Annotated in this window: 22 protein-coding genes; 15 read left to right on the forward strand and 7 right to left on the reverse strand. The window is 69.7% G+C overall.

Annotation, left to right across the window (positions count from 1 at the left end; all coding sequences use genetic code 11):
* Nucleotides 1-95 precede the first annotated feature (95 nt).
* From IG08_RS0109180 to IG08_RS0109220, 9 genes are read left to right on the forward strand one after another with little or no spacing between them, the layout of a single operon-like run.
* Nucleotides 96-842, forward strand: a complete 747-nt coding sequence (locus tag IG08_RS0109180) for an ABC transporter ATP-binding protein (RefSeq protein ID WP_030598648.1) — start codon at nt 96-98, stop codon at nt 840-842.
* On the forward strand, nt 839-1849 hold the full coding sequence (locus tag IG08_RS0109185; RefSeq protein WP_078655508.1) for an ABC transporter permease: 1011 nt from the start codon (nt 839-841) through the stop codon (nt 1847-1849). Before IG08_RS0109180 ends, IG08_RS0109185 begins: the two co-directional genes overlap by 4 nt.
* 55 nt (nt 1850-1904) lie before the next feature.
* A complete protein-coding gene (locus tag IG08_RS0109190) occupies nt 1905-3074 on the forward strand; it encodes a substrate-binding domain-containing protein (RefSeq protein ID WP_030598652.1) in 1170 nt (389 codons plus the stop codon).
* Nucleotides 3074-4471 (forward strand): FAD-binding oxidoreductase, encoded by a 1398-nt coding sequence (locus IG08_RS0109195; protein ID WP_106980900.1) that lies wholly within the window; start codon nt 3074-3076, stop codon nt 4469-4471. The genes IG08_RS0109190 and IG08_RS0109195 overlap by 1 nt, the downstream gene beginning before the upstream one ends.
* A gap of 2 nt (nt 4472-4473) precedes the next feature.
* Entirely contained in the window at nt 4474-5247 is a 774-nt protein-coding gene (locus IG08_RS0109200) for a creatininase family protein (protein ID WP_030598656.1), read from the forward strand.
* A gap of 47 nt (nt 5248-5294) precedes the next feature.
* Entirely contained in the window at nt 5295-5723 is a 429-nt protein-coding gene (locus IG08_RS0109205) for a cupin domain-containing protein (protein WP_030598658.1), read from the forward strand.
* A complete protein-coding gene (locus IG08_RS0109210; protein WP_043453678.1) occupies nt 5720-7243 on the forward strand; it encodes an amidase in 1524 nt (507 codons plus the stop codon). Before IG08_RS0109205 ends, IG08_RS0109210 begins: the two co-directional genes overlap by 4 nt.
* Nucleotides 7236-7988, forward strand: a complete 753-nt coding sequence (locus IG08_RS0109215; RefSeq protein WP_030598661.1) for a cysteine hydrolase family protein — start codon at nt 7236-7238, stop codon at nt 7986-7988. The genes IG08_RS0109210 and IG08_RS0109215 overlap by 8 nt, the downstream gene beginning before the upstream one ends.
* Nucleotides 7985-9046 carry an acetamidase/formamidase family protein gene (locus IG08_RS0109220; protein WP_030598663.1) on the forward strand — a complete coding sequence of 354 codons (1062 nt, stop codon included), beginning with the start codon at nt 7985-7987 and terminating at the stop codon, nt 9044-9046. Before IG08_RS0109215 ends, IG08_RS0109220 begins: the two co-directional genes overlap by 4 nt.
* 70 nt (nt 9047-9116) lie before the next feature.
* Here IG08_RS0109220 and IG08_RS0109225 read toward each other — a convergent pair whose 3' ends face one another.
* From IG08_RS0109225 to IG08_RS62425, 3 genes are all read right to left on the reverse strand, one after another.
* Nucleotides 9117-9791: a ThuA domain-containing protein gene (locus IG08_RS0109225; protein WP_030598665.1), complete on the reverse strand. Its 675-nt coding sequence runs from the start codon at nt 9789-9791 to the stop codon at nt 9117-9119.
* A 55-nt stretch (nt 9792-9846) separates the two neighbouring features.
* A complete protein-coding gene (locus tag IG08_RS0109230; RefSeq protein WP_158812199.1) occupies nt 9847-11598 on the reverse strand; it encodes a DUF2264 domain-containing protein in 1752 nt (583 codons plus the stop codon).
* A gap of 65 nt (nt 11599-11663) precedes the next feature.
* Entirely contained in the window at nt 11664-14543 is a 2880-nt protein-coding gene (locus IG08_RS62425) for a polysaccharide lyase family 8 super-sandwich domain-containing protein (RefSeq protein WP_063757755.1), read from the reverse strand.
* Nucleotides 14544-14880: 337 nt separating this feature from the next.
* Here IG08_RS62425 and IG08_RS0109240 point away from each other — a divergent pair, with 337 nt between their 5' ends.
* The 5 genes from IG08_RS0109240 to IG08_RS0109260 all read left to right on the forward strand — a co-directional run bounded on the left by IG08_RS0109240 (nt 14881) and on the right by IG08_RS0109260 (nt 20486).
* Nucleotides 14881-15891, forward strand: a complete 1011-nt coding sequence (locus IG08_RS0109240) for a hydroxyacid dehydrogenase (RefSeq protein ID WP_234342837.1) — start codon at nt 14881-14883, stop codon at nt 15889-15891.
* Between the two features lie 90 nt (nt 15892-15981).
* Nucleotides 15982-17406, forward strand: a complete 1425-nt coding sequence (gene ngcE / locus IG08_RS0109245; RefSeq protein ID WP_030598676.1) for an N-acetylglucosamine/diacetylchitobiose ABC transporter substrate-binding protein — start codon at nt 15982-15984, stop codon at nt 17404-17406.
* 97 nt (nt 17407-17503) lie between these two features.
* Nucleotides 17504-18412, forward strand: a complete 909-nt coding sequence (locus IG08_RS0109250; protein WP_030598678.1) for a carbohydrate ABC transporter permease — start codon at nt 17504-17506, stop codon at nt 18410-18412.
* Nucleotides 18413-18423: 11 nt separating this feature from the next.
* Nucleotides 18424-19368 carry a carbohydrate ABC transporter permease gene (locus tag IG08_RS0109255; protein WP_030598681.1) on the forward strand — a complete coding sequence of 315 codons (945 nt, stop codon included), beginning with the start codon at nt 18424-18426 and terminating at the stop codon, nt 19366-19368.
* A gap of 47 nt (nt 19369-19415) precedes the next feature.
* Nucleotides 19416-20486 carry a LacI family DNA-binding transcriptional regulator gene (locus IG08_RS0109260; RefSeq protein ID WP_030598683.1) on the forward strand — a complete coding sequence of 357 codons (1071 nt, stop codon included), beginning with the start codon at nt 19416-19418 and terminating at the stop codon, nt 20484-20486.
* 174 nt (nt 20487-20660) lie between these two features.
* Here the strand turns inward: IG08_RS0109260 and IG08_RS0109265 are convergent, their stop codons facing one another.
* The 4 genes from IG08_RS0109265 to nac all read right to left on the reverse strand — a co-directional run bounded on the left by IG08_RS0109265 (nt 20661) and on the right by nac (nt 25505).
* Nucleotides 20661-20849 carry a hypothetical protein gene (locus IG08_RS0109265; RefSeq protein WP_030598685.1) on the reverse strand — a complete coding sequence of 63 codons (189 nt, stop codon included), beginning with the start codon at nt 20847-20849 and terminating at the stop codon, nt 20661-20663.
* Nucleotides 20850-20867: 18 nt separating this feature from the next.
* Nucleotides 20868-22319 carry an AAA family ATPase gene (locus IG08_RS0109270; protein WP_199820831.1) on the reverse strand — a complete coding sequence of 484 codons (1452 nt, stop codon included), beginning with the start codon at nt 22317-22319 and terminating at the stop codon, nt 20868-20870.
* A 1182-nt stretch (nt 22320-23501) separates the two neighbouring features.
* Nucleotides 23502-24488, reverse strand: coding sequence for a 2-hydroxyacid dehydrogenase (locus IG08_RS0109275; protein WP_030598688.1), 987 nt, complete (start codon nt 24486-24488; stop codon nt 23502-23504).
* Between the two features lie 99 nt (nt 24489-24587).
* Complete coding sequence (nac, locus tag IG08_RS0109280) at nt 24588-25505, reverse strand: nitrogen assimilation transcriptional regulator NAC (protein WP_030598690.1); 918 nt, start codon at nt 25503-25505, stop codon at nt 24588-24590.
* Between the two features lie 273 nt (nt 25506-25778).
* Between nac and IG08_RS0109285 the strand changes: the two genes are divergently transcribed.
* Nucleotides 25779-26561, forward strand: a complete 783-nt coding sequence (locus IG08_RS0109285; RefSeq protein ID WP_030598692.1) for a LamB/YcsF family protein — start codon at nt 25779-25781, stop codon at nt 26559-26561.

Raw genomic sequence — 26561 nt, forward strand, 5'->3', positions numbered from 1 at the left:
CAGGGCGTAAACGCCCGGGACATCCCTCCGAAACAATAAATGTTGATGCTACGAACATCAGTGAATGCATCACAGCCCTCAAGGAAGGAGCCGACGTGGCGACAGCAGTGCAGACGGCGCTGAGCTTCGTAGCCGTCGACAAGCGTTTCGACAGCGGAACCACCGCGCTCTCGAGTGTGGATCTCCGCGTCGGGGCAGGGGAGTTCGTGGCGGTCGTGGGCCCCTCCGGATGCGGCAAGTCCACCCTGCTGCGGCTCGCCGCCGGCCTCGATGCCCCCAGCGCGGGCGAGATCAGCACCCCGGGCGGCGACGTCGGGTACGTCTTCCAGGACGCCACCCTGCTGCCCTGGCGCAGCGTCCTCGCCAATGTGGCGCTGCCGGCCGAACTGGCCGGCCGTCCCAAGGCCGAACGGCACGAGCGCGCCATGGACGCCATCCGTCTCGTCGGCCTCGACGGCTTCGAGAAGCAGTTGCCCAGGCAGCTCTCGGGCGGGATGCGGATGCGGGTGTCGCTGGCCCGCGCGCTGATGATGAGCCCCGCGCTCTTCCTCTTCGACGAACCCTTCGGCGCGCTGGACGAGATGACCCGGCTTCGTATGCAGGAGGAACTCCAGCGGATCTTCGCCGAGACGGGATTCGCGGGTCTCTTCATCACGCACTCGGTGACCGAGGCGGTCTTCCTGGCCAACCGGGTCGTGGTGATGTCGGCCCGGCCCGGACGCATCACCGCCGAGTTCGAGGTCCCGTTCGCCCACCCCAGGCCCGCTTCGCTGCGCTACGCACCGGAGTTCGCCGCGATCGCGGGCGCGGTCTCCGAGGCCCTGCGAGGAGACGCCCAGTGACCACGAACACCCCGGCTGCCACGCCCGCCGACGCGCCGACTGCCCACGCGACCACTGCCGCCCCGGTCGCGGTCGGCCCGAGCGGCGAACCGTCTGCCGCTTCCGAACCGGCCGTCACCGGTCCTGGCGCTGCCGCTCCGGCCCACGAGGCGAAGACCCCCGTGCACCGGTCCGATGCCGCCACCGTCGAGACTTTCCCGACCGCCGAATCATCCGTCCGCACACGCCGGGGCCCCGTCGCCCTGTTCGCCCCCATCGGCTCGCTCGCCGTCGCCTTCGGCCTCTGGTACGCGGTGAGTTACCTGCTTCTCGCCCCCGCCCGCCGCTTCCTCGTGCCGCCCCCGCATCAGGTCCTCCAGGTCGCCGTCCTCGACTGGACCCACCTGCAACCCATGCTCCAGGCCCTCGCCCTCACCGCGCAGGTCGCTCTCGCCGGGCTCGCCATCGCCGCCGCCCTCGGCATCACCGGGGCCGTGGTGATGAGCCGGGCCCGCTGGCTGGAGCGCTCCCTCTATCCCTACGCCGTCATCCTGCAGACCGTCCCGATCCTCGCCATCGTCCCCCTCATCGGCCTCTGGTTCGGCTTCGGCTTCACCAGCCGGGTCGTGGTCTGCGTCCTCATCGCCCTCTTCCCGATGATCGCCAACACCCTCTTCGGGCTGCAGTCCGTGGACCGCGCACACCACGACCTCTTCACCCTCCAGAAGGCGAGCCGCTGGGACCGCCTGCGCAAGCTGGAACTGCCCGCGGCGCTCCCCGCCGTCTTCACCGGGCTGCGTACCTCCTCCGGGCTCTCCGTCATCGGCGCGATCGTCGGCGACATGTTCTTCAAGCAGGGCGCGGCCGGCATCGGCACCCTCCTCGACGTCTACCGCTCACGGCTCCAGTCCGAGGACCTCTTCGCCGCGATCATCCTCGCCTCCCTCTTCGGGGTCGCCGTCTTCGCGCTCTTCACGTTCCTGTCCCGACTCGCCATCGGCTCCTGGCACGCGTCCGGCCGCAGTTGAGCCGGCCCCACCCCCCTCTCCGCTTCCTCGTCAGAGCCCCTTCCGGGAGACAGTCATGCCAATTTCCGCCAGAAGAAGCCTTGTTGCGGGACTGAGCGCCTCGCTCCTTCTCGCCGCCACCGGCTGCGGAGCCGGCGCCACCACCGCCGCCGGTTCGTCCGCCGACCTCAAGCCCGCTCCCGCCGCCCAGCGCCTCGACAAGGTCTGTCCCGCCACCGTCGTCGTCCAGGCCGACTGGGAGCCCGAGGCCGAACACGGTCCGATCTACAACCTCGTCGGCCCCGGCTACACCGTCGACACCGACAAGAAGCGGGTCACCGGCCCCCTCGTCCTCGGCGGCAAGGACACCGGCGTCAAGATCCAGGTACGGGCGGGCGGTTCGGCCGTCGGGTACCAGACCCCCGCCTCGCAGATGTACATCGACCAGTCCATCACCCTCGGCATGGTCACCACCGACAGTGCCATCCAGTCGGCGGGCAAGCAGCCCGTCACCGCGGTCGCCGCGCTGATGAAGAAGAGTCCGCAGGTCCTGATGTGGGATCCCGAGACCCACCCGGACTGGAAGACCGTCGCCGACATCGGCAAGAGCGGCGCCAAGGTCGTGTACCGCGACGGCGAGGTCTTCGCCCCGATGTTGGTGGCGAAGGGGCTCATCAAGAAGAGCCAGCTGGACGGGAGTTACGACAGCGCCCCGTCCCGTTTCGTCGCCGACCCCTCCATCGCGCAGCAGGGCTTCGCCACCGCGGAGCCGTACCTCTACGAGCACGAGGTCGCCGCCTGGAAGAAGCCGGTCAAGTTCCAGCTGCTTTCCGATGTCGGCTACACCGTCTACCCGGAGGCACTCTCCGTCCGCACCGGTGCGCTGAAGAAGCTCAGCCCCTGCCTGAAGAAGCTGGTTCCCGTCATCCAGCAGTCGGCCGCCGACTTCGCCGCCGCGCCGGACACCGCGGTCACGCTCATCGACGACATCGTCAAGCAGTACGGCACGAGCTGGGTCTACTCCAAGGGCACCGGCCAGTACGCCGCCAAGGAGATGGTCGAGCTCGGCATCCTCGGCAACGAGGCCGACGGATCGATCGCGAGCTTCGACAAGACGCGGGTGACCGACTCCCTGAAGACCTTCGGGCCGATCCTCACCGAGAGCGGCGTCAAGATCCCGGCCGGGCTGAGCGCCGATGACCTGGTGACCAACGAATTCATCGACACCGAGATCGGAATGAAGTAATGGCCATCGACCCCAAGGGCACGACCCTCTCCGCCGCCGAACTGCGCCGGATGACCGAACTGGTCGCGGACGAGGCGGTATGGGACGCCGGAACAGGTACTGCGCACCACACCCCCGGCATCGAGGAATTCTGCACGGAGGCTGCCGCACTGCTGGGTGAGGATGCCGTCGTACGCGAGGACTCCGCTCTCGAAAAGGCGTCCCGCGACTGGGCGCACATGTCGCCGATCCTCGCCGCCAAGCTCCCTGCCGGTCGCGCCGAGGTGGTGCTGCGCCCGTCGTCGTACGAGCAGATCCAGCCCCTCGTCGCCCTCGCCCACCGCCTGCGCATCCCGCTCACCCCGCGCGGCAAGGGCACCGGCAACTACGGCCAGGCGATCCCGCTCCACGGCGGCGCCGTCCTCGACCTCACCGGATGCGGACGCATCCTGGGCGCGGGCGACGGGTGGATCAGGGCCGAGGCAGGCGCAAAGATGTCCGACCTGGAGGCGCACGCGCGCACGCTGGGCCAGGAGCTGTGGATGTTCCCCTCCACCTTCGGGACGTCGCTCGGCGGTTTCCTCTGCGGTGGGAACGGCGGCACGGGATCGCTGGCCAACGGCACCAACGGGGACGGCTTTGTACGGGAGTTGACCGTCGTCCCGTGCACGGAAGAGGCCGAGCCTTTCACCGTACGCGGCGAGGAGGCCCTCCCGTACATCCACGCCTACGGCACCACCGGCATCACCACAACCGCGACCGTCGCACTTCAGCCGGCCCGTGTCTGGACCGGCCTTTTCGCCTCCTTCGACACGTGGACCTCCGCCACCGCCGCGCTCAGCGACCTCGTACGCCTGGAGCCCGCCCCGCGCCTGGTCTCCCTCGACGAGCCCGGCCTCGTCGAGACCTTCGAGACCGACCCGGCCCTGGACCCGGCCGCGCTCAGCGTCCGCGCGATCATCGAGGAGCAGGCCGGGGACGACGCCCGGGCGATCATCGAGAAACACGGCGGCCGGGTGACCGAGGTACGTCCCGCACCGCGCGGCCCGGCTCTCATCTCCTCGCTCTCCTTCAACCACCCCACGTACCACCTGATGAAGGCCCAGGACGGCTACTTCCACCTGGAGATCGGCGGCGACGTACTGCTCGGCGACCCGGCAGCGGTCAAGGCCGTCTTCCCCGGGACGGTGCTGCACCTGGAGGGGATGCGCTCGGGGACCGTCGGCATGCTGATGGCGCACTACCAGGACGAAGCCACCGTGTACGAGGGGATCGCCGCCCTTGAGGCACTGGGCGTCGGCGTCCATGACGTCCACAACTGGTACGTCGACCGGCGCCTCGACCTCGCCCGCGCCGCCGCCCGCACGGCCGACCCGCTGGGGCTGCTCAACCCCGGCCACCTTCTGGGAGCGCACTGACCATGACCTTCACCCGCTTCACCGACCTCAGCGGGCCGTCGGTCACCGACCTGTCCGCCGACACCGTCGCCGTCCTTCCCGTCGGCGCGATCGAGCAGCACGGGCCCCATCTGCCCGTCGCCACGGACTACTTCATGGCGGAGGCGATAGCGCGGGGCGCGGCTCTGGCCGCCTCCGACAGCTGCGACATCACACTGCTGCCGGGCCTCGCGTACACCAAGTCCGACGAACACGCCTGGTCGCCCGGGACACTGTGGCTCAGCGCCTCGACGCTCTTCGCGGTACTGGACGACCTCGGACGATCCCTCGCCAAGGGACCCGTCCGGCGGCTCGCGTTCCTCAACGCACACGGCGGCAACAGTGCGCTGCTGGGAGTCGCTCTACGTGAACTCCGCACCAAATACGGTCTGTTCACCTTTCTTCTGCACGCCGCGCTCCCCGCGGACCAGGGCGGCGCGTCCCCGTCCGGCGAGCTGGGTCTGGGGGTGCACGGCGGGCTGAACGAGACCGCGGCGATGCTCCACCTCCACCCGGAGACGGTGGACATGTCGCTGGCCGAGCGGAGTGTCCCCGAGCACCTGACCGCCTACGAGCACATCGGCTTCGGCAAGTCCGTCTCCTTCGGCTGGACGAGCGACGACTTCGGTACGGGCAACGGCGTCATCGGCGACCCCACCGGAGCCACCCCCGAACTCGGCCGCAAGCTCGTCGACACCGCCATCGCCAACAACGCGGCCGCACTGCGCGAATGCGCCCGCTTCCTGCCTTCCGCCTGACCGCCTGCTGCCTGACCGCCTTCCGCCTGACGTCGAGGACACCCGCCATGGCCATCCCTCCGCTCCACAAGCCGCTCAGCACGATCGCCGCCCACCACATCACCGCGGGCGACACGGTCAAGCTCGCCGTCCTCACCGGACCGGCCGACGGCTCACCGACCACCGTCGTCTTCGAGGTGTGGGAGCCGGGCGGCGCCCAGCCGCTCAACTGGCACCCCGAGTCCGTGGAGACCTTCGTGGTACTCGCGGGCGAGGGCCGCGCGGTCAGCGACGAGCACGAACGCGACCTCGCACCGGGTGATGTCCTCGTCCTGCCCCTCGGCTCCAAGCACCGGATCACCAACACCTCGGCCACCGAGCGGCTCTACACCCTCACGGTCATGTCCCCCGACGAGGGCTTCGCCGACCTGATCCAGCGCGGCCCCTTCGCGGTGCTCGACGACGCGGACCTGGCCGTCCTCGGAGCCGCCCGATGAGCGAACTCCTCGACGCCTTCTGGTCGTACGAACAGGCCCTCGGCGCCAATGACGTGGCGGGCCTCGACCACTGGTTCCTGGACGCCCCGGACACGGTGCGCGCCGAGGGTTCCATGGTGCTGAGCGGGCACGCGGCCATCTCGGACTTCCGTCGCGGCCGCGGCGGGGGAGCCCCGGCCCGTACGGTCGAGCGCGTCCATGAGGTGCGGATCGCCGAGGACGTCGCCGTACTGACCGCCGAAACGCTGCGCGCCGACGGGTCGCGCGGGATGCAGACACAGGTGTGGCGGCTGACGGGCGAGGGCTGGCGGATCGCGGCCGCGCACGTCAGCGCGGTGCCGGATCCGGTGGCGGACGAGACTCCGGACCCCGCGGTGTGGCAGGTCGTGGGAGAGCCGCTGGCCACCGGGGCGGAGGCGGGGCCGCTCGCCGGTGTACGTACTGCCGTCAAGGACCTCTTCGCCGTTGCCGGACAGCGGATCGGCGGGGGCAACCCGCAGTGGCTGGCCGAAGCGCCAGTGGAGCCCCAACACGCCGACGCCGTACGGGAATTGCTCAGCGCCGGCGCCCAGCTCGCCGGGATCGCCCAGACCGACGAACTCGCCTTCAGTCTCGCCGGAACCAACATCCACTACGGCACCCCCGTCAACCCCGCCGCCCCCGGCCGCATCACCGGCGGCTCCAGCAGCGGCCCGGCGGCGGCGGTCGCCCGCGGTTGGGCGGATCTGGGGCTGGCCACGGACACCGCGGGCTCGATCCGGGTCCCCGCCTCCTACTGCGGCCTCTACGGCTGGCGCCCCACCCACGGAGCCGTCCCCACCGGCGGCCTGCTCCCGCTGGCCCCGTCCTTCGACACGGCGGGACTGCTTGCCCGGGACCCGGACCTGCTGCGTACAGCGGCAAAGGTGCTCCTGCCCCGGGACGGCGAAGCCCCGATGACCACGCTTCTGGTCGACGACGCCCTCACCGCGCTCGCCGAACCCGAGGTCCAGGCATCCTTCGAGGCGGCATGCCGGGCGCTCTCCCTCCGCACCGGCCTGGAGCTCGTACGGACCGACACCGGCATGGCCCCACACCTGGAGGAGTGGCTGCCCGCCTTCCGTACGGTCCAGGCGGCCGAGGCGTGGGCCGCGCACGGGGAGTGGATCGAGAAGCACCCAGGCGCGCTGGAGGCCGACATCGAGACCCGGTTCGCCGGGGGGAGTCAGGTCACGGAGGGTGAAATGCGTGACGCCACCTTCGAGCTCCTGTCCGCCCGTTCGGTCGTCGTCGAAGTCCTCCCGCCCGGCACGGCGCTCCTTCTCCCCACCACGAGCAGCCCGGCCCCCCGCGCCGATGCGACACCGGCCGAGGTCGAGACCGTACGAGCCGCGACCCTCCGCCTCACCTGCCTTGCCTCGCTCGCCGGGCTGCCCGCCGTCACCATGCCCCGCCTGCGGGTCCGCGACCTCCCGGTCGGCCTCTGCGCGATCGGCGCACCGGGTGCGGACCACGCCCTCCTGGAGCTGGCCCATGCATGAAATCGGCCCCAACTCCCGCAATTCCTGGCGCGCGGACGCCACACACGTCGACCTCCGCCGCGCGCAACGCCCGGCCCGCCCGGTCACCGTGGAGGCTCAGCCTCAAATCCTGACGTTCGACCTGGCCAGGGCTGCGATCGTCGTCATCGACATGCAGAACGACTTCTGCTCGCCCGACGGCTGGCTGGCCTCGATCGGCGTGGACGTGTCCCCGGCCCGCACCCCCATCCCCGTACTCCAGCGGCTCCTCCCCGCGCTCCGGGCGGCCGACGTCCCCGTCGTCTGGCTCAACTGGGGCAACCGCCCCGACCGCGCGAACCTCCCGCCCGGCGTCCTCCACGTCTACGACCAGGATGGAACCGGAGGCGGCCTCGGCTCCCAACTGCCCACCGGGGCAAGGGTTCTGGAACGCGACAGCGCGTCCGCCGACATCACCGCACCCCTCTTCGCGGCACCCGGCGACCTGCACATCGCCAAGTACCGCATGAGCGGCTTCCAGGACACCGAACTCGACAGCGTCCTGCGCAATCTCCGCGCCGACACACTCCTGTTCGCCGGAGTCAACGCCGACCAGTGCGTCCTCGCCACCCTCATGGACGCGGCGAGCCTCGGCTACGACGTGCTGATGCTGGAGGACGCGGTGGCCACCACCTCACCCGCGTACTGCATGGACGCCGCCGTCTACAACGTCCGCCAGTGCTTCGGCTTCACCCTCACCGCCGCCGACCTCCAGGAAGCCCTGTGACCCTCCTCCAACCCCACCGGGGCCCCGTCGACGGCGACCACTACCTCCCCGCAGACCCAGCCGCAGTGCACTGGGGTCTGCTCCCCAACGCCCGCTCCAAGCCGGCCCTTTCGGTCCCTTCCGGCACGAGCGTCACCCTCGACACCATCAGCCACGAGGGCATCCTCGCCGACCAGGGCCGAGACCCGGCCGCCTTCTTCGCCGCGGCCGGTATCCACGGCATCCTCCACGACACGGCCGAACTCGCCGCTTCCACCCGCCTTCACGACCCCGCCGCCCACGGCCCGCACGTTGTCACAGGACCCGTCCACATCCAGGGGGCCGAGCCCGGCGACGTACTCGAAGTGGAGGTCCTCCGCCTGCGCCGCCGCGCCCCCTACGGAGTGATCAGCAACCGCCACGGCAAGGGCGCGCTCCCCGGCGAATACCCTCAGGGCCCCGACCCCCACCCGGTCAGCCTGGTCGCCACCGTCGACAACGACGGCCGTGGCCGCCTCCCCGTGGGCGACGGTCGCGACATCCGCTTCCCGCTCCGTCCCTTCCTCGGCATCATGGGCACCTCCCCCGCCACCGTTGCCCCGGTCCACTCGGTGCCTCCCGGCCCGCACGGAGGCAATCTCGACATACGCCACCTCGGCGTCGGCGCCCGCCTCTTCCTGCCCGTTGCCGTCGAGGGCGCCCTCTTCTACGCCGGCGACCCGCACTTCTCCCAGGGCGACGGCGAAGTGGCCCTCACCGCCTTCGAAGCCCCTTTGCGCGCGACCCTCCGCCTCACCGTCCACCGCGACCCCGCTCTGCGCCGACTCGCATCCCGCCTGCGCGCCCCCTTCGCAGAGACCGACACCGAGCACATCGTCATGGGCCTCGACATCGACCTCGACGAGGCCATGCGCCATGCCGTACGCGACGCCCTCACCCTCCTCTACGAGCGCTTCTCCGTTCCCGGACCGGTTGCCCTCGCCTATCTCAGCGCGGCCGCCGACTTCCAGGTCTCCCAGGTGGTCGACATCGTCAAGGGCGTCCACTGCCGCATTTCCAAGGCGGACCTGACCTTCTGACGCCGAGTGGGCAGCCGAGCCGGCTCGGTGCCGGCGGTGGCGCGGTGACGATGGGCACGCCGACACGAGGTCAGGGCCTCTCGTCAACTCCCGGAGCATCGCCCTCCGGCCAGGCGGCCGCCCATTGCAGGGCGCCGAGGAGATGCGCCCTGAAGGCTGGATCGGCGTAGGCCTCGGGCGCATGGCCGAGTGCGGTGTAGAAGCTGCGCCCACGGCCGTGGTGCCGGTACCAGACGAGGGGGTGATCGGCCCCCATGCCGCCGCCGGTGTAGGTCGTCTCGTCCACGGTGGCCAGCACCGTGACGTCGCGGGGCGCCCGGAAGTCGTACCACTCGTCGGTCCAGTGCCACTGCCGCGGAAGGTGTGCGGTGGCCGGGTGCGAGCGGTCGACCGTGAGGACGGCAGGCTGCACCGGCGGATGCCCGGCGAACCGGGCGCCGAGGAGTTCACCGTAGGCGGGCCACTCGTACTCGGTGCAGGCGGCGGAGTGGACCCCCAGGAATCCGCCACCGCCCGCGACGTGTTCCAACAGCGCCGACCGGCCCGGTTCGTCGAGAACCTCGCCGCTGGTCGACAGGAACACGACGGCGTCATAGCCGTCCAGGGAGCGCAGGGGCTCCTCGGTGGCGTGGACCTTGAACCCGTGTTCAGCGCCGAGTTCGCCGAACGCGGCCACGCCGGAGGGTATGGACGCGTGCCGGTACGCGGCGGTCGCCGTGTACACGAGGATCTTGCTGGCGGACATGTTTGCTCCAGTGTGGGGAACGGTCGTCGACGCCACCCTCCGGATGGCGCTGTGGTCAGCGGCGGGTGAGGGACACCCGGCAGCGCAGGACGTGCTCGCCGGGATCGAGTACGCCGCGCAGTGTCGGCAGGGCTGTGCGCGGGTGCAGGAGATGCGAGCCCGGCAGCGGCAGTACGACGACGCCTTCGCGGGGTGATGGGTCGTCGGCGAGGCAGACGATCTCGCTTACGGCGGTGTCGGCCGTCGCCCTGGCCAAGCCGGGGTGCTCCGTGAAGTTGTGGGGTGTCGCTCCGAGGCCGGTCTTCGGGACGCAGAAGGCGCCTTCGGCCGTGTACAGCCGGCGACCGGTGATGATGCGGTGCTCGCGCAGGTGCCCGCCGTCCGTGTGCCGCAGCCGGGTCTCGACGGTCACGTCCGGCCATGGCTGCCAGCGCACGACGAGCGTCTCGCCGTCGATCCGGGACTCTCCGGCGGAACGCGTGCGCCAGCCTTCGCCGTCGTCGGACAGGGCCAGCGCGCTGTCGAAACCCCCTTGTTCCAGGGTCGGTTCGCCCGTGGGCACACTGAAGGCGGCGAGCGTGGAGTAGGCGAACTTCGCGTACTTGGCGGTCCCGCCGCGGGGGTTCCAGGCGGGCGCGTTCTGCCCGGCGAGCGCGACGACGTCCCCCGCCGTGTCCCGCGCGAGAATCATCGCGGCGGCGGGCTGTCTGCTGATTCCGGGAGGCGGTACCGGCGCGGGCGTCGCCGTCCAGAACGGATGGTCCTCGGTCGCGGCGAGGCTCGCGAAGACCTTCGTGCCCCAGTACGGGGAGCCGCCGGCCAGGTACTGCTCGACGACGCCGGTGTTCGGGTAGGCGTAGCCGACGGTCAGGGAGCCGTCCTCGGCGAGGACCGGCCGCTGCCACCACCAGGCGAGGTTGCGCTGGGCCAGCGTGCGTGCGGTGCTCCAGCCGACGGCGGGCTGGTCCGCCGCGGCGAGGACCGACCAGAAGGCGCCCTGGGCGAACCGGTAGCCGAGGCTGCGTCCGAAGGGCAGGGCGGCTCCGTCGGTGGCGAACCAGTGCTGGAACTGCCCGGCGAACTCGGCGGCACGCTGCCGGTAGCGCCGGCTCCGCTCCTCGTCGACCGCTTTCAGCGAGGCCAGCAGCAGTCCGTAGAAGTGGAATCCGAACGGGACGTAGTGGTCACGCGAGCCGGGGCGCTCCGGTGTGCCGGGCCCGTCGGCGTACCAGCCGTCGGACAGGGCGAAGTCCTCGATGCGGTCCAGGTGCGCGGCCAGCCGTGTCTCGTCCACGGGCACGCCCACCGAGCGCAGCCCGACGGCGGCAAGCACCGGGAAGAAGCACCAGTTGTTGTCCCACGGCGTCGCCGAAGCCGCCGCCGACAGCCAGTCGGCGAGCTGCTGTCGTTGCCGTTCGGTGAGCGGATCCCAGAGCTGGTGCCGTGCGACGGCGAGCGCGTACCCGACGGCTGCGGATTCGACGAGGCGCTGGTCGGTGTCGGCGGGCCGTCCGACGTACCACGGGTGTTCGGGGTCGACGGCGGAGGTCAGCGCGTGGCGCGCCTCCTCCCACTGCCGGTCCGCGCCGGACAGGCCGCCGGCGGCGTGCGCAGCGAGTCCCCACAGGGGGCGGGCGACGAGTTCGAACCAGACCGCCCGGTGGTCGCTCATGCTCGCGTGCACCGCCATCCGTCCGGGACCGGCAGCCGCCGTGCGCGTGGCGGGTGCGGCAAGGGCGAGCAGCGCGTCGGCCCAGCCTTCCCTGGTGGTGGGGGCTGGGCCGAACAGCTGTGACGGGGTGGGCATGGCCGTCATCGTAGAGATCGACTACGGGGTGTGCAATCGGTTTCATGTGTTTCATAAAAACTTGCTCAACCGGTGATGACCTGCAGGAACGGCTGGTTCGCCGAGCTGCTCCGGCCGGCAAGGAGAACGGCGACACCGGCCGCGCTCTCGACGAGGGCCACGGTCGCCGTTCCGTCGCCCGCGTACTGGGTCTGCACGTGGCCGGTGACCTCGATCGGGATCCAGTCCTTGGCGTTGCCGATCGAACCGGAGGACAGCGCGTCGCCGAGCGTCGGCTGGTTGTTCCAGGTCAGGCCGGTCTCCGTCCAACTGTCGCTGCTCACCGCGTACCCGGTGAGGGTGGCCTGGGTGCCGGTGGAGTCGGAGGTGGCCCCGCGCACCCACAGCACCGCGCGCCTGGGTGTGCCCGCCAGGGCGGACAGGTCGAACTTGAGGAAGGACCGGCGGTGGTAGCCGGTGCCTGCGTTCTTGACGACCAGGTCGGTGGTGCTGCCGTAGTTGGTGTCGGCGTAGGAGCCGTCGCGGACGTAGGCGTCGGCGGTCGGGGCGAGTGCCGTGTACGTGCCGCCGGTGCCGAACGTGACGGTGTGGGAGGCGCCCTGCGTGCCGCCGACCTCCACGACCAGGGTGAGGGGAGCGAGGCCGACGACGCTGACGCCGTCGTCCGCGGTGGCCGTGGTGTATCCGCTGCGGGCGATGGTGACGGTGACGGTCGCGGCGGCGCGGGTGGGGTCGGCGACGCTGACGGACAGCGTGCCGGCGGACTCCCGTACGAGGACGGAGCAGGGGGCCGAGACGGTGATCGGGCCCGCGGTGCCGGCGGCGAAGAAGTTGGCGGCGGTCACGCCGGTGGCGGTGTCGGTGACCGCCTGGACGGAGGCCGTGTTGGCCAGGACGGTGATCGTCGGGGAGGCCGCGCGCGCGGCGGTGAGGGCCGGCGTGGCGCCGGGCAGGAGGATGTAGCTGTAGGAGGCGCCGGCGGGGTCGGTGCCGTGGTCGACCCACAGGGTCAGGTAACGGCGGGTCAGGGATGTCGTGGAGCTCTCGGTGTTGATGTCGCTCCAAGCTCCCGTACGCGCCTCGCGCAGCGCCTTCAGGGTGGCCCCGCCTGGGAAGACATAGCCGGCGACCCCGGTGATCGACGCCCAGGAGGCAGCGGAGAAGGTGCCGGACCAGCCCAGTGTGGTCGACTGGGCGGTGCCGTCGACGGTCAGCGCGTTGGAGGCGGTGGAGCCCAGGTTGCGGTTGTCGACGGTGGTCTCGACCGCGTATCCGTCGCCGGCGGTGATCCCGGCGCCGAGGCAGACGACCTGGTCGTCGAGGCAGAACCAGGACTTCTTGGCAGCCAGGGTGGAGCCGAGGCCGCGGGTGTCCTGGCCGAGCGCGCTGTACGTTCCGTCGGTGGCGCCGCCGGCCCAGACGGCTCCCGTGGGCGGGGTGGGCCTGGGGGTTCCCTGTCCGTCCGTCAGCGGGATGCGGGAGACGGTGGTACCGGGCAGGCGGTAGGGGTCGACGGTCGGCCAATAGGCGTCCGAGTACTGGCCGTTGCCGTAGGTGCCGCCCCACCAGTAGGTCATCCCGGAGCCCGTGTGCCAGCCGCGCAGGTTCTCGCCGTTGATGCACTCGTAGAACGCGGTTCTCGCGGAGCACATGGAGACGGCCAGGGCCCAGGAGGCGCGGCGGTGGGTGGCCCGGTCCATGCTGCCGAAGACCCGGGAGGCGACCGGCTCGGCGGTCGCGGTGACGGCGGTGTCGTCGAGGACGGACTTGCCCAGGGCCAGCACGGGCAGTGTCTGGTAGGAGTCCTCCAGGAACGGGGCCCAGTAGTCGCGCTCCAGCCAGCCCTTGGCCATCGCCTTCCAGGTGGCGGCCTCGTCGGTGGAGGCCGCGTCCGCCAGCATCAGGATGCTGCCGATGATGAGATGGCCGCGTACGTGGTCGTCCTGCTGGATGCCCAGCGGATTGTCCACGGTCTTGACGCCGCGACTGATCGCCCGCCCGGACACGCCGTCCATCATCAGCCCGTTGAACAGGAACGGGGCGAACGCGTCGGTGACCGCGTCGAAGAGCAGCTGCCGGTTGTCGTCGGTCACCTCCCAGGTCGATCCCGCCAGGAGCGAGAGCAGCCCGGCCAGTCCGCTGATCAGGACGGAGCCGTAGGACCCGGTGTAGGGCACGTTGGTGTGCTGGACGAACGAGCCGTCGGCGTAGAGACCGTCGCCGCTGCGGACCAGCGGGAACACGGCGGAGAGACCGGCGACGCCGGTGGCGATCTTCGCCGAGCTCTTGGCGAGGATGCCGCGGAGGATGAGCACGCGGCACAGGTCGACACGGTTGGCTCCGGTGCTGACCCCGCTGTAGGAGGCGACCGCGGTGTCCGGCACGAAGGCGTCTATCGCCGCCAGGTAGTTGGCGAGTTGGGAGCTGCTGAGCTCGGCATACACCAGGCAAGCGGTGTCGAGCGAGAGCCGCGAGGCGCCGATCTGCCAGTCCCACCAGTTGTCGTAGGTGGTGGTCGTCGGCGTGTACGCGTTGGCGTACATCCAGTCGAGGCCGGTCAGGACGGCGTCGAGGAGATCGGCGTCGCCCGTCAGCCCTGTGCCGTCGAAGGCCCATGCCTGGGCCATCCACTTCAGACGTACGTAGCTGGAGGTGACGTTGGCGCTGACGCTGCCGATCGGCAGGTCGTCCCAGAGCGAGGCCGTCGACGGGTTCATGCCGGACAGAAAGCCGGACGCGGTGCTGCCCGTGCGAGTGAACAGGGTGGCGAACGGCTCCTGCGTGGCGTCGTAGCCGGTACCCAGCAGGGTCCTGTCGATCCAGCGCAGGCGAAGGGTGTCGTACTCGTCGGCGGCGAAGGCCGGCGGTGAGCCGATCGCGGCCATGCCCAGGGTGATGCCGGCCGTGGCGGTGGCGAGGTGCAGCAACTGTCGGCGAGTGAGCATCGGGGATCCCCTCCGCACCCTGTGCGGGGCGCGCGGTCATACGGACGCGGGCGCCCGTCGTCGGGTGGTTGGCCGGCTCCCCCGCCTGTCGGGTGGGGCAGTTGGGCGGGGACGGTAAACCGGTTTCATCCATGGGGGCAACCCCTATGGCCTCAACTCGCCCGGACTCACAGCTTTCTGACCACCGGAAGCCCATTTCTGCAGAGAGCCCCTTGACGGATCACCTCAACGCTCAATAGCTTGACGGCCACCTCATGTGAAACCGGTTGCACGCCATGAAGCAACCCCACGCCGTGAAACAACCCACCATCCCGAACCCCCAAGGAGCAGTGAACCGGTGAGCCGTCGCACGACCGTCGCCATCGCGATGCAGCCAGAGGTAGCCGCGCTCGCCCTCACCGAAGAGCTCACCGCTCGGCTGGACAAGAGCGTGGACGTCCAGCCCGGCATCATCGTCGACTTCGCGACCCCGGTCTCCCGCAGCCAGCTGGCGGACGTGGACGTGCTGCTCACCGGCTGGGGCTGCCCTCTCATCGACCAGGCCGTCCTCGACGCGGCTCCCCGGCTGCGCGCGATCGTGCACGCTGCCGGATCGGTCAAGCACCACCTCACACCCGAGGTCTGGCGGCGCGGAATCCTCGTGTCCTCGGCGGCCTCTGCCAACGCCTTTCCCGTCGCGCAGTACACCGTCGGCGCGATCCTGCTCGCGGGGAAGCGTGCCTTCCGGCTGGCCCACGACTACGCACAGGGCCGGTACAAGAACAAGCTCGCCGACGACACCGGCAATCATGAGCGCGTCGTCGGGATCGTCGGCGCGTCCCGCACCGGACGTCTCGTGCTGGAGCTGCTCGCCCCGCACGGCTTCCGGCTACTGGTCAGTGACCCGACCCTGGACGCGCGAGCGGCGGCCGGACTGCATCCGGCCGGACAGGTGGAGCTGGTCGACCTGGACGACCTGCTGGGCGACAGCGACATCGTCAGCCTGCACGCCCCGGCCCTGCCCGAGACCCATCACCTGCTCGACGACCGCCGGCTCGCCCTGCTGCGCGACGGTGCCGTCCTGATCAACACCGCACGTGGACAACTGATCGACACCGAGGCGCTGTTCCGCCACTGCGTGGACGGCCGGATCGACGCTGTCCTGGACGTGACCGACCCCGAGCCGCTGCCCGCCGGCCACCCGCTGCTGTCCCTGCCCAACGTCATGGTCACGCCCCATGTGGCCGGGGCGATGGGCACCGAGATACGCCGGCTCGGTGAGTTCGCCGTCACCGAGATCGAACGCCTCAACGCCGACGAGCCCCTGCACGGGGGCATCCACGCCGACCAGTTGGCGCTTCTCGCCTGAGCCGAAACGGCCTTCCCCGTATCGCCCCGTCCACAACGAAGCCCGTACCAACCCATCGCACAGCGAACCCCGCCGCACAAAGGAGCACCAGTGAACACCCAGCCCCCGACGTTCTCCAGACGATCCCTGCTGAGAGCGACAGCCGTCGCCGCTTTCGCCGTTTCCGGCTCCGGCCTGCTGGCCGCCTGTGCCTCCGCCGATGGCGACGCCGAATCCGGCTCGGCCAAGGGCAAGGCCACCGCCACCAACCCGTTCGGCATCGACGAGAGCGCCGCGCTGGACGTCGTCGTCTTCAAGGGCGGTTACAGCGACGAATACGCCAAGTTCGACGAAGAGCTGTACTCCGAGAAGTACCCCAAGGCGAAGATCAGCCACTCCGGCATCACCGAGATCCAGACCGAGTTGCAGCCGCGGTTCGTCGCCGGCAACCCGCCGGACGTCATCGACAACAGCGGCGCCAAGAAGATCGCGATGGGCACGCTGGTCGCCGACGACCAACTGGCCGAGCTGGCCGACCTGCTGAAGGCCCCCTCGGCCGACGACCCGGACACCACGGTCGAGGACACGCTGCTGCCGAGCACGCTGGACGTGACCACGTTCGACGGCAAGGTGATGGGCCTTCCGTACGTCTTCACCGTCAACGGCTTCTGGTACTCCCAGACGCTGTTCGACAAACACGGCTGGACCTGGCCGACCACCTGGGACGGCCTGACCGAGCTGGCCGCCAAGATCAAGAAAGCGGGCATCGCCCCCTTCGCGTACGGCGGCACGACGGCGCCCGACTACTTCTTCAGCCCGCTCATGGCCCTCGCGGCCAAGCAGGGCGGCGTCGACGTGATCAAGGCGATCGACAACCTGGAAGCCAAGGCGTGGCAGGCCGAACCGGTCAAGGCCGCCGCCGAGGCGATCGCGGGGCTGGCCTCGTCCGGGTACTTCCTCAAGGGCAGCGAGGGGCTGGACCACACCCAGGCGCAGACCGCTTGGGTGCAGGGCAAGGCCGCGCTGTACCACGCCGGTTCGTACGTCGAGAACGAGATGAAGGCGATCACCCCGGACGGGTTCGACATGGTCTTCGGCCCGGTCCCCCCGCTCACGGCCGACGGTGCCCTGCCCCAGAGCGCGCTGCACGCGGTCGCCGGAGAGATCTTCGTCGTACCGGCCAAGGCCAAGAACCTCCGCGGCGGCAAGGAGTTCCTGCGCATCATGCTCTCCAAGGAAGCCGCGTCCAACTTCACCGAGACGACCCACGCCCTCACCATCGTCAAGGGGGCCACGGGCGACAACGACTTCGGTTCCACCGCGCTGGGCTCGGTGCTGAAGGCCGTCACCGCGGCCGGGGACGACCTGTTCAACTACCGGTTCATGAGCTGGTACGCCGACATGGCCACCACGCTGAAGTCCGAGTTCGCCAACTTGCTCGCCGGGCGCATCGACGCGGCCGAGTTCCTCTCCACGATGCAGGCCAAGGCCGACGACATCGCCGCCGACCCCTCCATCACGAAGTTCAAGATCTAGGACCTGTCCGGCGGATCATGCCGCAGACACGGAGGATCCGCCGTTCCTCGCCCCGCACGAGCGGCGGACCCCGTCTCCCTCATCCCCGGAGTCGTTCGTGAACCACGGAAAGACCCGCATCATCCTTCTCTTCCTCGCACTGCCGCTCGCCTTGTACGGGGCGCTGGTGGTCTCCCCCTACGCGCAGGCGTTCTCGATCTCCCTGACCAGTTGGTCGGGGTTCACCGCCGACAAGCCCTTCGTCGGCTTCGACAACTTCCAACGCCTCTTCCAGGACCCGGACTTCTGGCAGGCCCTGGGGCACAACGGGCTGCTCCTGCTGGTGGTTCCGCTGGTCACGATCGCGCTCGGGCTGTTCTTCGCCGCCATGCTCAACGTGGGCGGCTCGGACGGCAAGGTGGCGGGAGTCCGGGGCTCGGCCCTCTACCGCCGGGTCTACTTCCTTCCGCACATCCTCCCCGTGGTGATCACGGCGATCCTGTGGCAGTTCATCTACAACCCGCAGATCGGGCTGCTCAACGGCGGACTGGACGCGATCGGTCTGGGCGGGCTGGCACACACCTGGCTCGGTGACCCGGCCGTCGCTCTGTGGTCGCTGATCGCGGTGATGGTCTGGGCGGGTGTCGGTTTCTACGTCGTGCTGTTCAGCGCCGCGATGCAGTCCATCCCGAGGGACATCTTCGAGGCCGCCGAACTGGACGGCGCCGGACGCTTCCAGACGCTGACCCGCATCACCCTGCCGCTGCTGCGGGAGTCCGTCCAGGTCGCCTGGATCTATCTGGGCATCCACGCGCTCGACGCGTTCGCCCTGTTCATGGTCCTCACTCCGACCGGCGGCCCGGACAACTCCACCATGGTGCTCTCCCAGTACCTGTACCTGTCCGCGTTCGGGAACGGCAAGTTCGGCTACGCCACGGCAATCGGCGTGATGCTGAGCCTGCTCAGCCTGCTGCTGACGGCGCTCACCTTCCGCGGCTCCCGCGACAAGAACACGATCGAGTTCTGAGGCCCACCACGATGAAGACTTCGACTCATCCCACGCAGGCCGACGCGAGCCTGCCGAGCCCCACGCGCCAAGAGCACGATCGGGCCCCGAAGCCCACCACGCCGCCAACTCCCCCGCTTATCAAGCGCGTTGGCGCTCCCGCGGCCACGGGGGCGACCCACGCCCTGCTCGTCCTCTGGGCCCTGCTTTCCACCGTGCCCCTGCTCTGGGCCCTGATCAGCGCGTTCAAGGACAACCGGGAACTGTTCGGCAACCCCTGGCAACTGCCCAGCACTTGGCACGCCGACAACTTCACCCGCGCCTGGTCCAGGGCGAGCATCGGCGACTACTTCGTCAACACCCTCATCGTCGTGCTCGGTTCGCTGGTCCTCACGATGGTCCTGGGCTCCATGGTCGCCTATGTGCTGGCCCGGTTCACCTTCCCCGGATGCCGACTGATCTACTACGCGTTCGTCGCCGGAATGGCATTCCCCGTCGTACTGGCCCTGGTCCCGCTCTTCTTCGTCGTCAAGAACCTCGGCCTGCTCGGCAGTTACCACGGCATGATCCTCGTCTACACGGCGTACGCGCTGCCGTTCACCGTCTTCTTCCTGACCAGCTTCTTCCGGACGCTTCCCACAGCGGTGGCCGAGGCCGCCCTCATCGACGGCGCCTCGCAGGAGGCCATCTTCTTCCGGGTCATGCTGCCCATGGCCAAGCCGGGCCTGCTGTCGGTCGGCATCTTCAACTTCCTCGGCATGTGGAACCAGTACCTGCTGCCGGTCGCGCTCAACACCGACCGCGACAAGTACGTGCTGTCCCAGGGTCTGGCGAACCTTGCCAGCCAGCAGGGTTACGAGGCGGACTGGAGCGCTCTGTTCGCCGGACTCGTCATCGCGGCGGTCCCCGTGATCGGCCTCTATCTCGCACTCCAGCGACGCATCCAGGCCGGTCTCACCGTAGGGATGCTCAAGTGAGCCCGTTGCCCTCCGAGGAAACACACAGGCAACCGTATACTCCACACATGCACGACCCTCAGGACGCGCCTCCACGAGCCGCCACCATCCGTGACGTCGCTGCAAAAGCCGGAGTCTCCCCGGCGACCGTCTCCCGGGTTCTGACGGGAAGCCGCCCGGTGTCCTCCGCGGCCCAGGCGCGCATCCAGCGGGCCATCAAAGAGCTGGACTATGTGGTCAACGCCCAGGCGCGCGCCCTGTCGGCCCCGCACTCGCGCACCGTGGCGATCCTGCTTCCCGCGCTGTCCTGGCAGTTCCACAACCGGGTCGCCAGCGGTATCGAAGAACAGGCCGTCAACGAAGGCCGGCTCTGCACCGTCTGTTCCACCAGAAGCAACCCGGACCGGGAGATCGCGCTGCTGGAGACGCTGCGCCAGCACAACACCGAGGCCGTCGTACTCATCGGCGGGACGGTCGTCACACCCCACTACGCCGAGCGCATCTCCCGCTTCGCCCGGGTCCTCGACGCCAGCGGCTCCAGGCTGGTGCTCTGCGGACGGCCCGCCCCGGCGCCCGACCTGCCGATCACGGTCGTGAACTACGACCATGAAGGCGGCGCCCACGCAGCCGTCAGCCACCTGCTGTCCCTCGGCCACCAGCGCATCGCCCTCCTCGGCGGCACGCCCAACCACACCACGACCGACCTGCGCCTCGCCGGCTACCGCCGCGCGCACGAGGACCACGGCATCGCTCCGGATCCAGGCCTCCTCCACCTCGGAGGGACCGACCGGACGTTCGGCTACGAGACCGTGCGGTCCCATCTGGCCGCCGGGCGCCTGCCGTACACCGCGGCCTTCTGTTTCGACGACTACCTCGCGGCCGGCGCCATGACCGCCGCACGTGAGGGCGGTCTGTCGCTGCCGGACGACCTGTCGCTCATCGGCTACAACGACGAGCCGATCTGCGCCGATCTCCACGCACCGCTGAACTCGGTGCACGTGCCGTTCGACGAACTGGGCCGCACCGCGGTGCGGATGGCGCTGCACCGCGACGACCCGATGTACAGCGACCAGAACGTCATGCTGGGCACGCACCTGGTCATGCGCCAGAGCGTGCGCTCCGCCCGCGCGAGACCGTAGGCAGGCATCTGGACCGGCACCCGCGCCGGAAGATCCGGGGCAGCCTGCGGGACCTCGGCCGAGTGGCGGAGCAGGGCCGCGGGCGCCGCGGTGCTCCCCCTGGCCGGGTACCGCCAGCTTGAACTCACATCAGGGAGCGAGTGGCCCCGGCACACGTCAGCGGCAGCCGATCGGCTAGCGGGGCGGCATGTCGTCGAGCGCTACACGCCCAGGAAGTACGGGGGCGCAGGACAAGGCGTCGACGGCGAGGAGGCCGCTGAACGGCAGATTCAACTGGTTGCCGAGCAGCACGGTCAAGGTGATGAGCGCGGTGAGCCCCATGACCATGGCGACGTGGGTGAAGCTCCGCTTGACGCCGAACATGAAGGCGACGGCAGACGGTCATTCGCCTTGGTAGAGGCGGGGCAGGTCGATCAGTTGGACCGTGGGGTCGTCCTTGGCGAGGTGATGCAGTTCGTCGGTGAATCCGGTGCCGCTGAAGCAGTGCAGCCGCGTTGCCTCGATGGCCGTGCCGCGTGTGGTCAGGAGGGTGCGGATGTGCCGGAGGCGTTCCAGGTGGCCGACCCCCATCGTGTCGTTCCACTGTGCTTCGCCGATGGAAAGCAGCGTTTCGCGGCCGCCGTCGGTCTCGCCGTGGACGGCGACGTCGACTTCGTGGCTGGTCTTGGCGGCGGGGTCGTTGACGATGCCGCTGGCGACCCGCGTGACCTGGCCGCCGTGGGTGTCGGGCGCGGCGTGCCAGCGGGCCCATTCCCGGCAGACCTGCTCGAAGTGCGGGCCGACGACCTTGCTGCGGAAGGTGGACTGAGCGCGCCGCCATACATCGGGCGCCCGCCCGGGGCGTTCCAGATCGCCCCAGGACGGACGCATGACCGCGTGGTAGAAGGTGACGAGCGGTTCGGCGATGCGGTAGGCGGAACGGTTGCGGCGAAAGGCGTCCGCTTCGTGGGTGATCATGCCAACGTCCTGGAGAACGCCGAGCGGGTGGGCGAGGTCGGTGGATTTGCGGCCGAGGTAGTCGGCGATGCCGCCGCGTGCGGCGTTGCCCGCGGCAATGGCGGCCAGTACGGAGTGGTAGAGCGCGGTGTCGTGGAGTTCGGGTTCCTCGGCGAGCAGGTAGCGGGCTTCGCGGAACAGGGGGCGGGCCGGGTTGAGGACGGCGCGGGTGACCCAGGCGTCGAAGTCGTCCGGGTCGGCGGGGGTGTCGCCCTGGGTGAACTCACGGCGGTAGGCGGGGGTGCCACCGACGATGGCGTTGGTGAGCAGGGCAGTGCGCGGGTCGGTGATCTGCCAGAACTCGGCGGCGAGGCGGAAGTCCAAGGTGGGGACGACGAGTTCGAGGCCGGCGCGGCCGCGCAGCGGGGCGTTGCCGGACAGGAGCTTGCCCATGAATGACAGTGCGGAGCCGCACAACAGCAGGCGTACGGGGGTGTTGGTGTGCTGGGCGGCGGGGTCCAGGGCGCGCTGGATGATCGAGGGCAGGGAGGGGGAGGCCTTGGCGAGGAAGGGGAATTCGTCGATGACCGCCACGGTGGGACCGCCCGCGTCGGCGATCCGCATGAGCTCGGTGACCGCCTCGTCCCAGTGCGTGAAGCGGAACGGGGTGGGCTGACCGCGATACCGAGCCAGGGCCTCGCCGAACTGGCGCAGGGCGTCCGCCTCGGTGGTCTCGGTGGCGGTGAACATGAAACCGCCACCGGCACGGGTGACCGCGTCGAGCAGGAAGGTCTTGCCCTGACGGCGACGGCCGGAGACCACTCCGAGCGTGGCCCGCGGACCGGGCAAGGCGGCGAACCGAGTCAGCTCGGCCCACTCGAAGTCACGGTCGAACATCTCAGCAGGCTTGTCCACAGCACCCCTGACATATATAGGTGCAGTTATTATATCTTGGTTTATTGGTCGCCACAGGTGCCGGTTCCAGTCCTGACTTAGCACACGCTGCCACCTCCCCCGTGACTCGACCCGGGGGCTGTGAGACGTTCAGCGCGGCGAGTGTCGCACGGTCCGCGTCGGCCTCCGGAAGCTTGCCCCAGGTCTCCGGGCGGAGGTACGTGCCGCACTCCTCGGCGGGTTTGTCCTCCTGGTGTCCCGCGGAGCACTTGGCCGCCCGGCACAGAATCTAGCGCTCCAGTTCCAGCTCGCACGCCTGCCCAGAGCGGCGATCTCGGCGTCTCTGTCCGCCTCCCCCCTTCATCACCAGCGTCCAGGCCCCTCGACGGCCTGATCTACAGGCGCAGCGTCTCGTGATCCACCCCCAGGCCTTTGGTCGCGGCCGCCACCGGGCACCCAGGATTGGGGCGGTACAGCGCGACGGCATCAATTCGGAACACAGCCGAGTACTTGTGGGACCCCAACAGGAGCTCCTGGTCGCTGGATCTTCATGGACTCAGGGTTCAGGGCAGCTGCGGTCGGGGAGAAGCTCCGCACTCATCGTTGCTCGCACACAGGAACCGATGCGCGGCCTGCTTATTGGCTGTTTCGACGACGGACCCCAGCCTCCGGCTTGCGGACTCCCGCAGGAATTCAACAGCGGAATCACCACCCACTACAAAAGACCAGGTCACAGACCTGGATCACCGAATCCCGATGCGCTCCCCTTGCGCTCCCCTCCTCGGACGTCCACCCCGCAAGCTGACCAACCATCAGGGAGCAACACAAAAGACCAGGTCAGAGAGCATCTGACCTGGTCTCAGCTGGAGCCGCCTTCGGGATTCGAACCCGAGACCTACGCATTACGAGGCCACGAGTGATCATGCCGACTGGTGGCGGATGGTGCTGCGGGATGCTGTTTGGCCTGATCAGACCGCATGCGCCGTAATCGACGCTGGTACCTGGTGCTGCACCGTCCAAAGGCGTCCGGCCACCCCTTGGCCGCCCCGGGCCACCAACGCTGCACCTCAGCACTTACACATAGCAGTTGTCGGTCTTCGACAGACCATTCAGAGTGACGCCCAGCTCGGGAAGCGCCTCATGAGAGCTTGGCTCGGTCCCTTGCCCGGCATGCGAAGCTCTCCATCAGCGGCGCAAGCCCGGGGTGGCCGAGCTGCCCGGCAGCGGAGTGCGCGCCGGCCCTCCGGTGAGTACGTCCCGGATGTTGTCCACCGCGAGGTCCACCATTGCGGCCCGCGTGGTCTCGGTGGCCGAACCGATGTGCGGAAGCGTGATCACATGGGGCTCCCCGGCCAGCGGGGAGAGGTCACGTCCCATGGGTTCGCGTTCGAAGACGTCCAGACCCGCCGAGTGGATGGCCCCGGCGCGCAGTGCCCGTACCAGGGCGTCCTCGTCGACGACGCCACCGCGCGAGGTGCTGACGAGGGTGGCGGTGGGCTTCATGGCCGCCAGTTCGGCAGCGCCGATGAGGTGACGCGTCTGCGGGGTGAGGGGGACGTGCAGCGAAACGACGTCGGCCTCGGCGAGGAGGGCGGGTAGGTCCACGGACCTGGAGAGGGTGTCGTCGGGTGCACTCGGGTCGTGGTGGAGGAGCCGCATGCCGAAGCCCTGCGCACGGCGCGCCACCGCTCGTCCGATCTGGCCGTAGCCGATCACGCCGAGCGTGGCACCGTGCACGTCCAGGCCCAGGTAGTCGTCCATCCGGAACAGGTCCCACCGACCGGCGGCCAGTGAGTCGCGTGCCGCGCCGAGCCGTCTGCGCGCCATGAGGATGAGCGCGAAAGTGAGGTCGGCGGTGGTCTCGGCGAGAACGCCGGGGGTGTGGGTGACCACGACACCGCGTTCGGCCGCCGCGTCCCGGTCGACCACGTCGTAGCCCATGCTCGCCAGCGCCATGACGCGCAGCGTGGGCCCGGCCGCGTCCAGCAGTGCGGCGTCCACCCGGTCGTTGCCCAGGGCCAGGATCGCGCTCACGCCCCTCGCCAGTACGGCCAGATCCGCCGGACCGGGACTGCCCGTGCCCGCCCAACCCACGACCTGGGCCTGGGATTCCAGGCGGGCGAGACCCCCGCCGGGGAGGTCCGCCCGGGTGGTGAGCACACGCTGCTTCATCTGTTTCTCCCGGTGACGTCGATTCGCGAAAAAGCTAGTCAGCACGCATCCGGGGGGCAAATAGGCGTTTTACATGACGCCATCGAAAACTGGAATGCATTACGTTGAGGTGTCACCTTCACCGAATTCCGTGATCAATTCATGGAACAGGTCGTGCACGGCGAGCGCGGGCTCCGACAACGGTTGATGGTCGGAGGTACACAGGGACAGTTTGACCTGGATCGCCGGGTCGGCGATCCGCCGTACCACCAGATTCCGCACGTCGAGGATCGCGCGCGCCGCGGACCAGGGCAGGACCGTCGCCCCGAGGTCGGCGCCCACCGCGCTGACCAAGGTCAGGACCGACTCGATCTCACCGACCACCTTGGGTTCGAGCGAGGCGTGCTGGAACGCGGCGTCGACGACCTGCCTGATGGTGTGGATGCGGCTGGGCAGCAACAGGCCGACACCGGCCAGCTCTTCGAGGGGGACGTCGCCGTCGCCGGGTGGCACGACTCCGCCCGGCGCGGCGATCAGGAACAGGTCCTCGGTGCGCAGCGGCTCGAACTGCACGCCCCGCAGCGGCCCGGCCCCGTAGATGAACGCCATGTCCATACGGCCGGTCATGATCGCCTCGCTGATCACGCCGCCGAAGTTCTCGTTGATGTGCAGCAGGATGTCGGGGTAGCGCTCGCGCACGCTCCTGAGCAGCGGCAGCGCGAGCGCCGCGCCCATGCTGTAGGGGGCAAGCCCCACCGAGACGCTGCCCGCGGGTGCCCGTCCGGAGACGTCGACCGCAGCGTGCGCGAGGTCGATCTGGCGCAGAATGAGCTGCGCGTGACGGTACAGCGCGCGGCCGGCCTCGGTCGGGGCGATGCCGCGCTTGCTGCGGATCAACAGCTGCTGCTTGAACTGGGCTTCCAGCGCCGAGAGTTGCTGACTGAGCGCCGGCTGCGCGATGTGCAGGATGTCGGCCGCGCGCGTGATGCTCCCGGCATCCACGATCTTTACGAACGAGTAGAGACGCCTGGTGTCCATGTGCGGGCCTTCCACGGGGCGGAGCCTCATGGTAGGCGCGAGGCCGTCCGGCGGACCTTGGCGTGCGCGCACCGGGTCATAGCCAACGGCGATTGCGTCACACACAACGCATATTTGCCGCCCCCGCGCCTTCCGATTACGTTCACCGAAACGCGATTTCCCCGGTCACTCGACCGCACGGACCGCTTGTCCCACGGGAATTGTAACGACGTAGTTAATTCCCCTTTACGGGCGCCGTTTTCTTCTTCATTCACCCGGTATCCGGAGGACGTCATGACGCACATGGTTGATCTCGTGGCCGACCTCGGCGAGGGGTTCGGCACCTACACCATGGGCGATGACGAGGCCCTCCTCGACGTGCTGACTTCGGCCAACATCGCGTGCGGCTTCCACGCAGGCGACCCGCGCATCATGGACGCCACCGTCCGCCACTGCGTGGAACGCGGCGTGGCCGTGGGCGCCCACCCCAGCTTCCCGGATCTCGTCGGGTTCGGCCGCCGCGCGATGGACCTGACACCGGACGAGGTCCGCACCGACGTGCTCTACCAGGTGGGCGCGCTCCAGGCGTTCGCCGCCGCGCACGGCACCCGCGTACGCCATGTGGCACCGCACGGCCGGCTCGGCAACCTGGTCGCGACCCGGCCCGACTACGCGCAGGCCGTGACCGACGCGGTCGCCTCGCTGGACCCGTCGCTGATCGTGCTGGCGCAGGACGGCGAACTCGCCGACGCCGCCCGCGCCCGCGACCTGCGGGTGGGCATCGTCGGGATCGCCGACCGGGCCTACCGCGACGACGGCACGCTGGTGCCGAGAAGCGAGCCCGGCGCGGTCATCCACGACGAGAAGGAGATCGCCGAGCGCACGATCCGCATGGTGACCGAGGGCGTCATCCGCAGCGTCGGCGGCCGTGACCTCCCCGTCGACTGCGACACCGTACTGCTGCACGGCGACACCCCGGGTGCCATCGCCCTCGCCCACCGCGTGCGCGAGGACCTGCTCGCCGCGGGTGTCAAGATCGCCGCCCTGGTCGACGTACTCGACCACAAGGCCGCCTGA

It is taken from the genome of Streptomyces fulvoviolaceus (assembly GCF_000718165.1).
Lineage (GTDB): Bacteria > Actinomycetota > Actinomycetes > Streptomycetales > Streptomycetaceae > Streptomyces > Streptomyces fulvoviolaceus.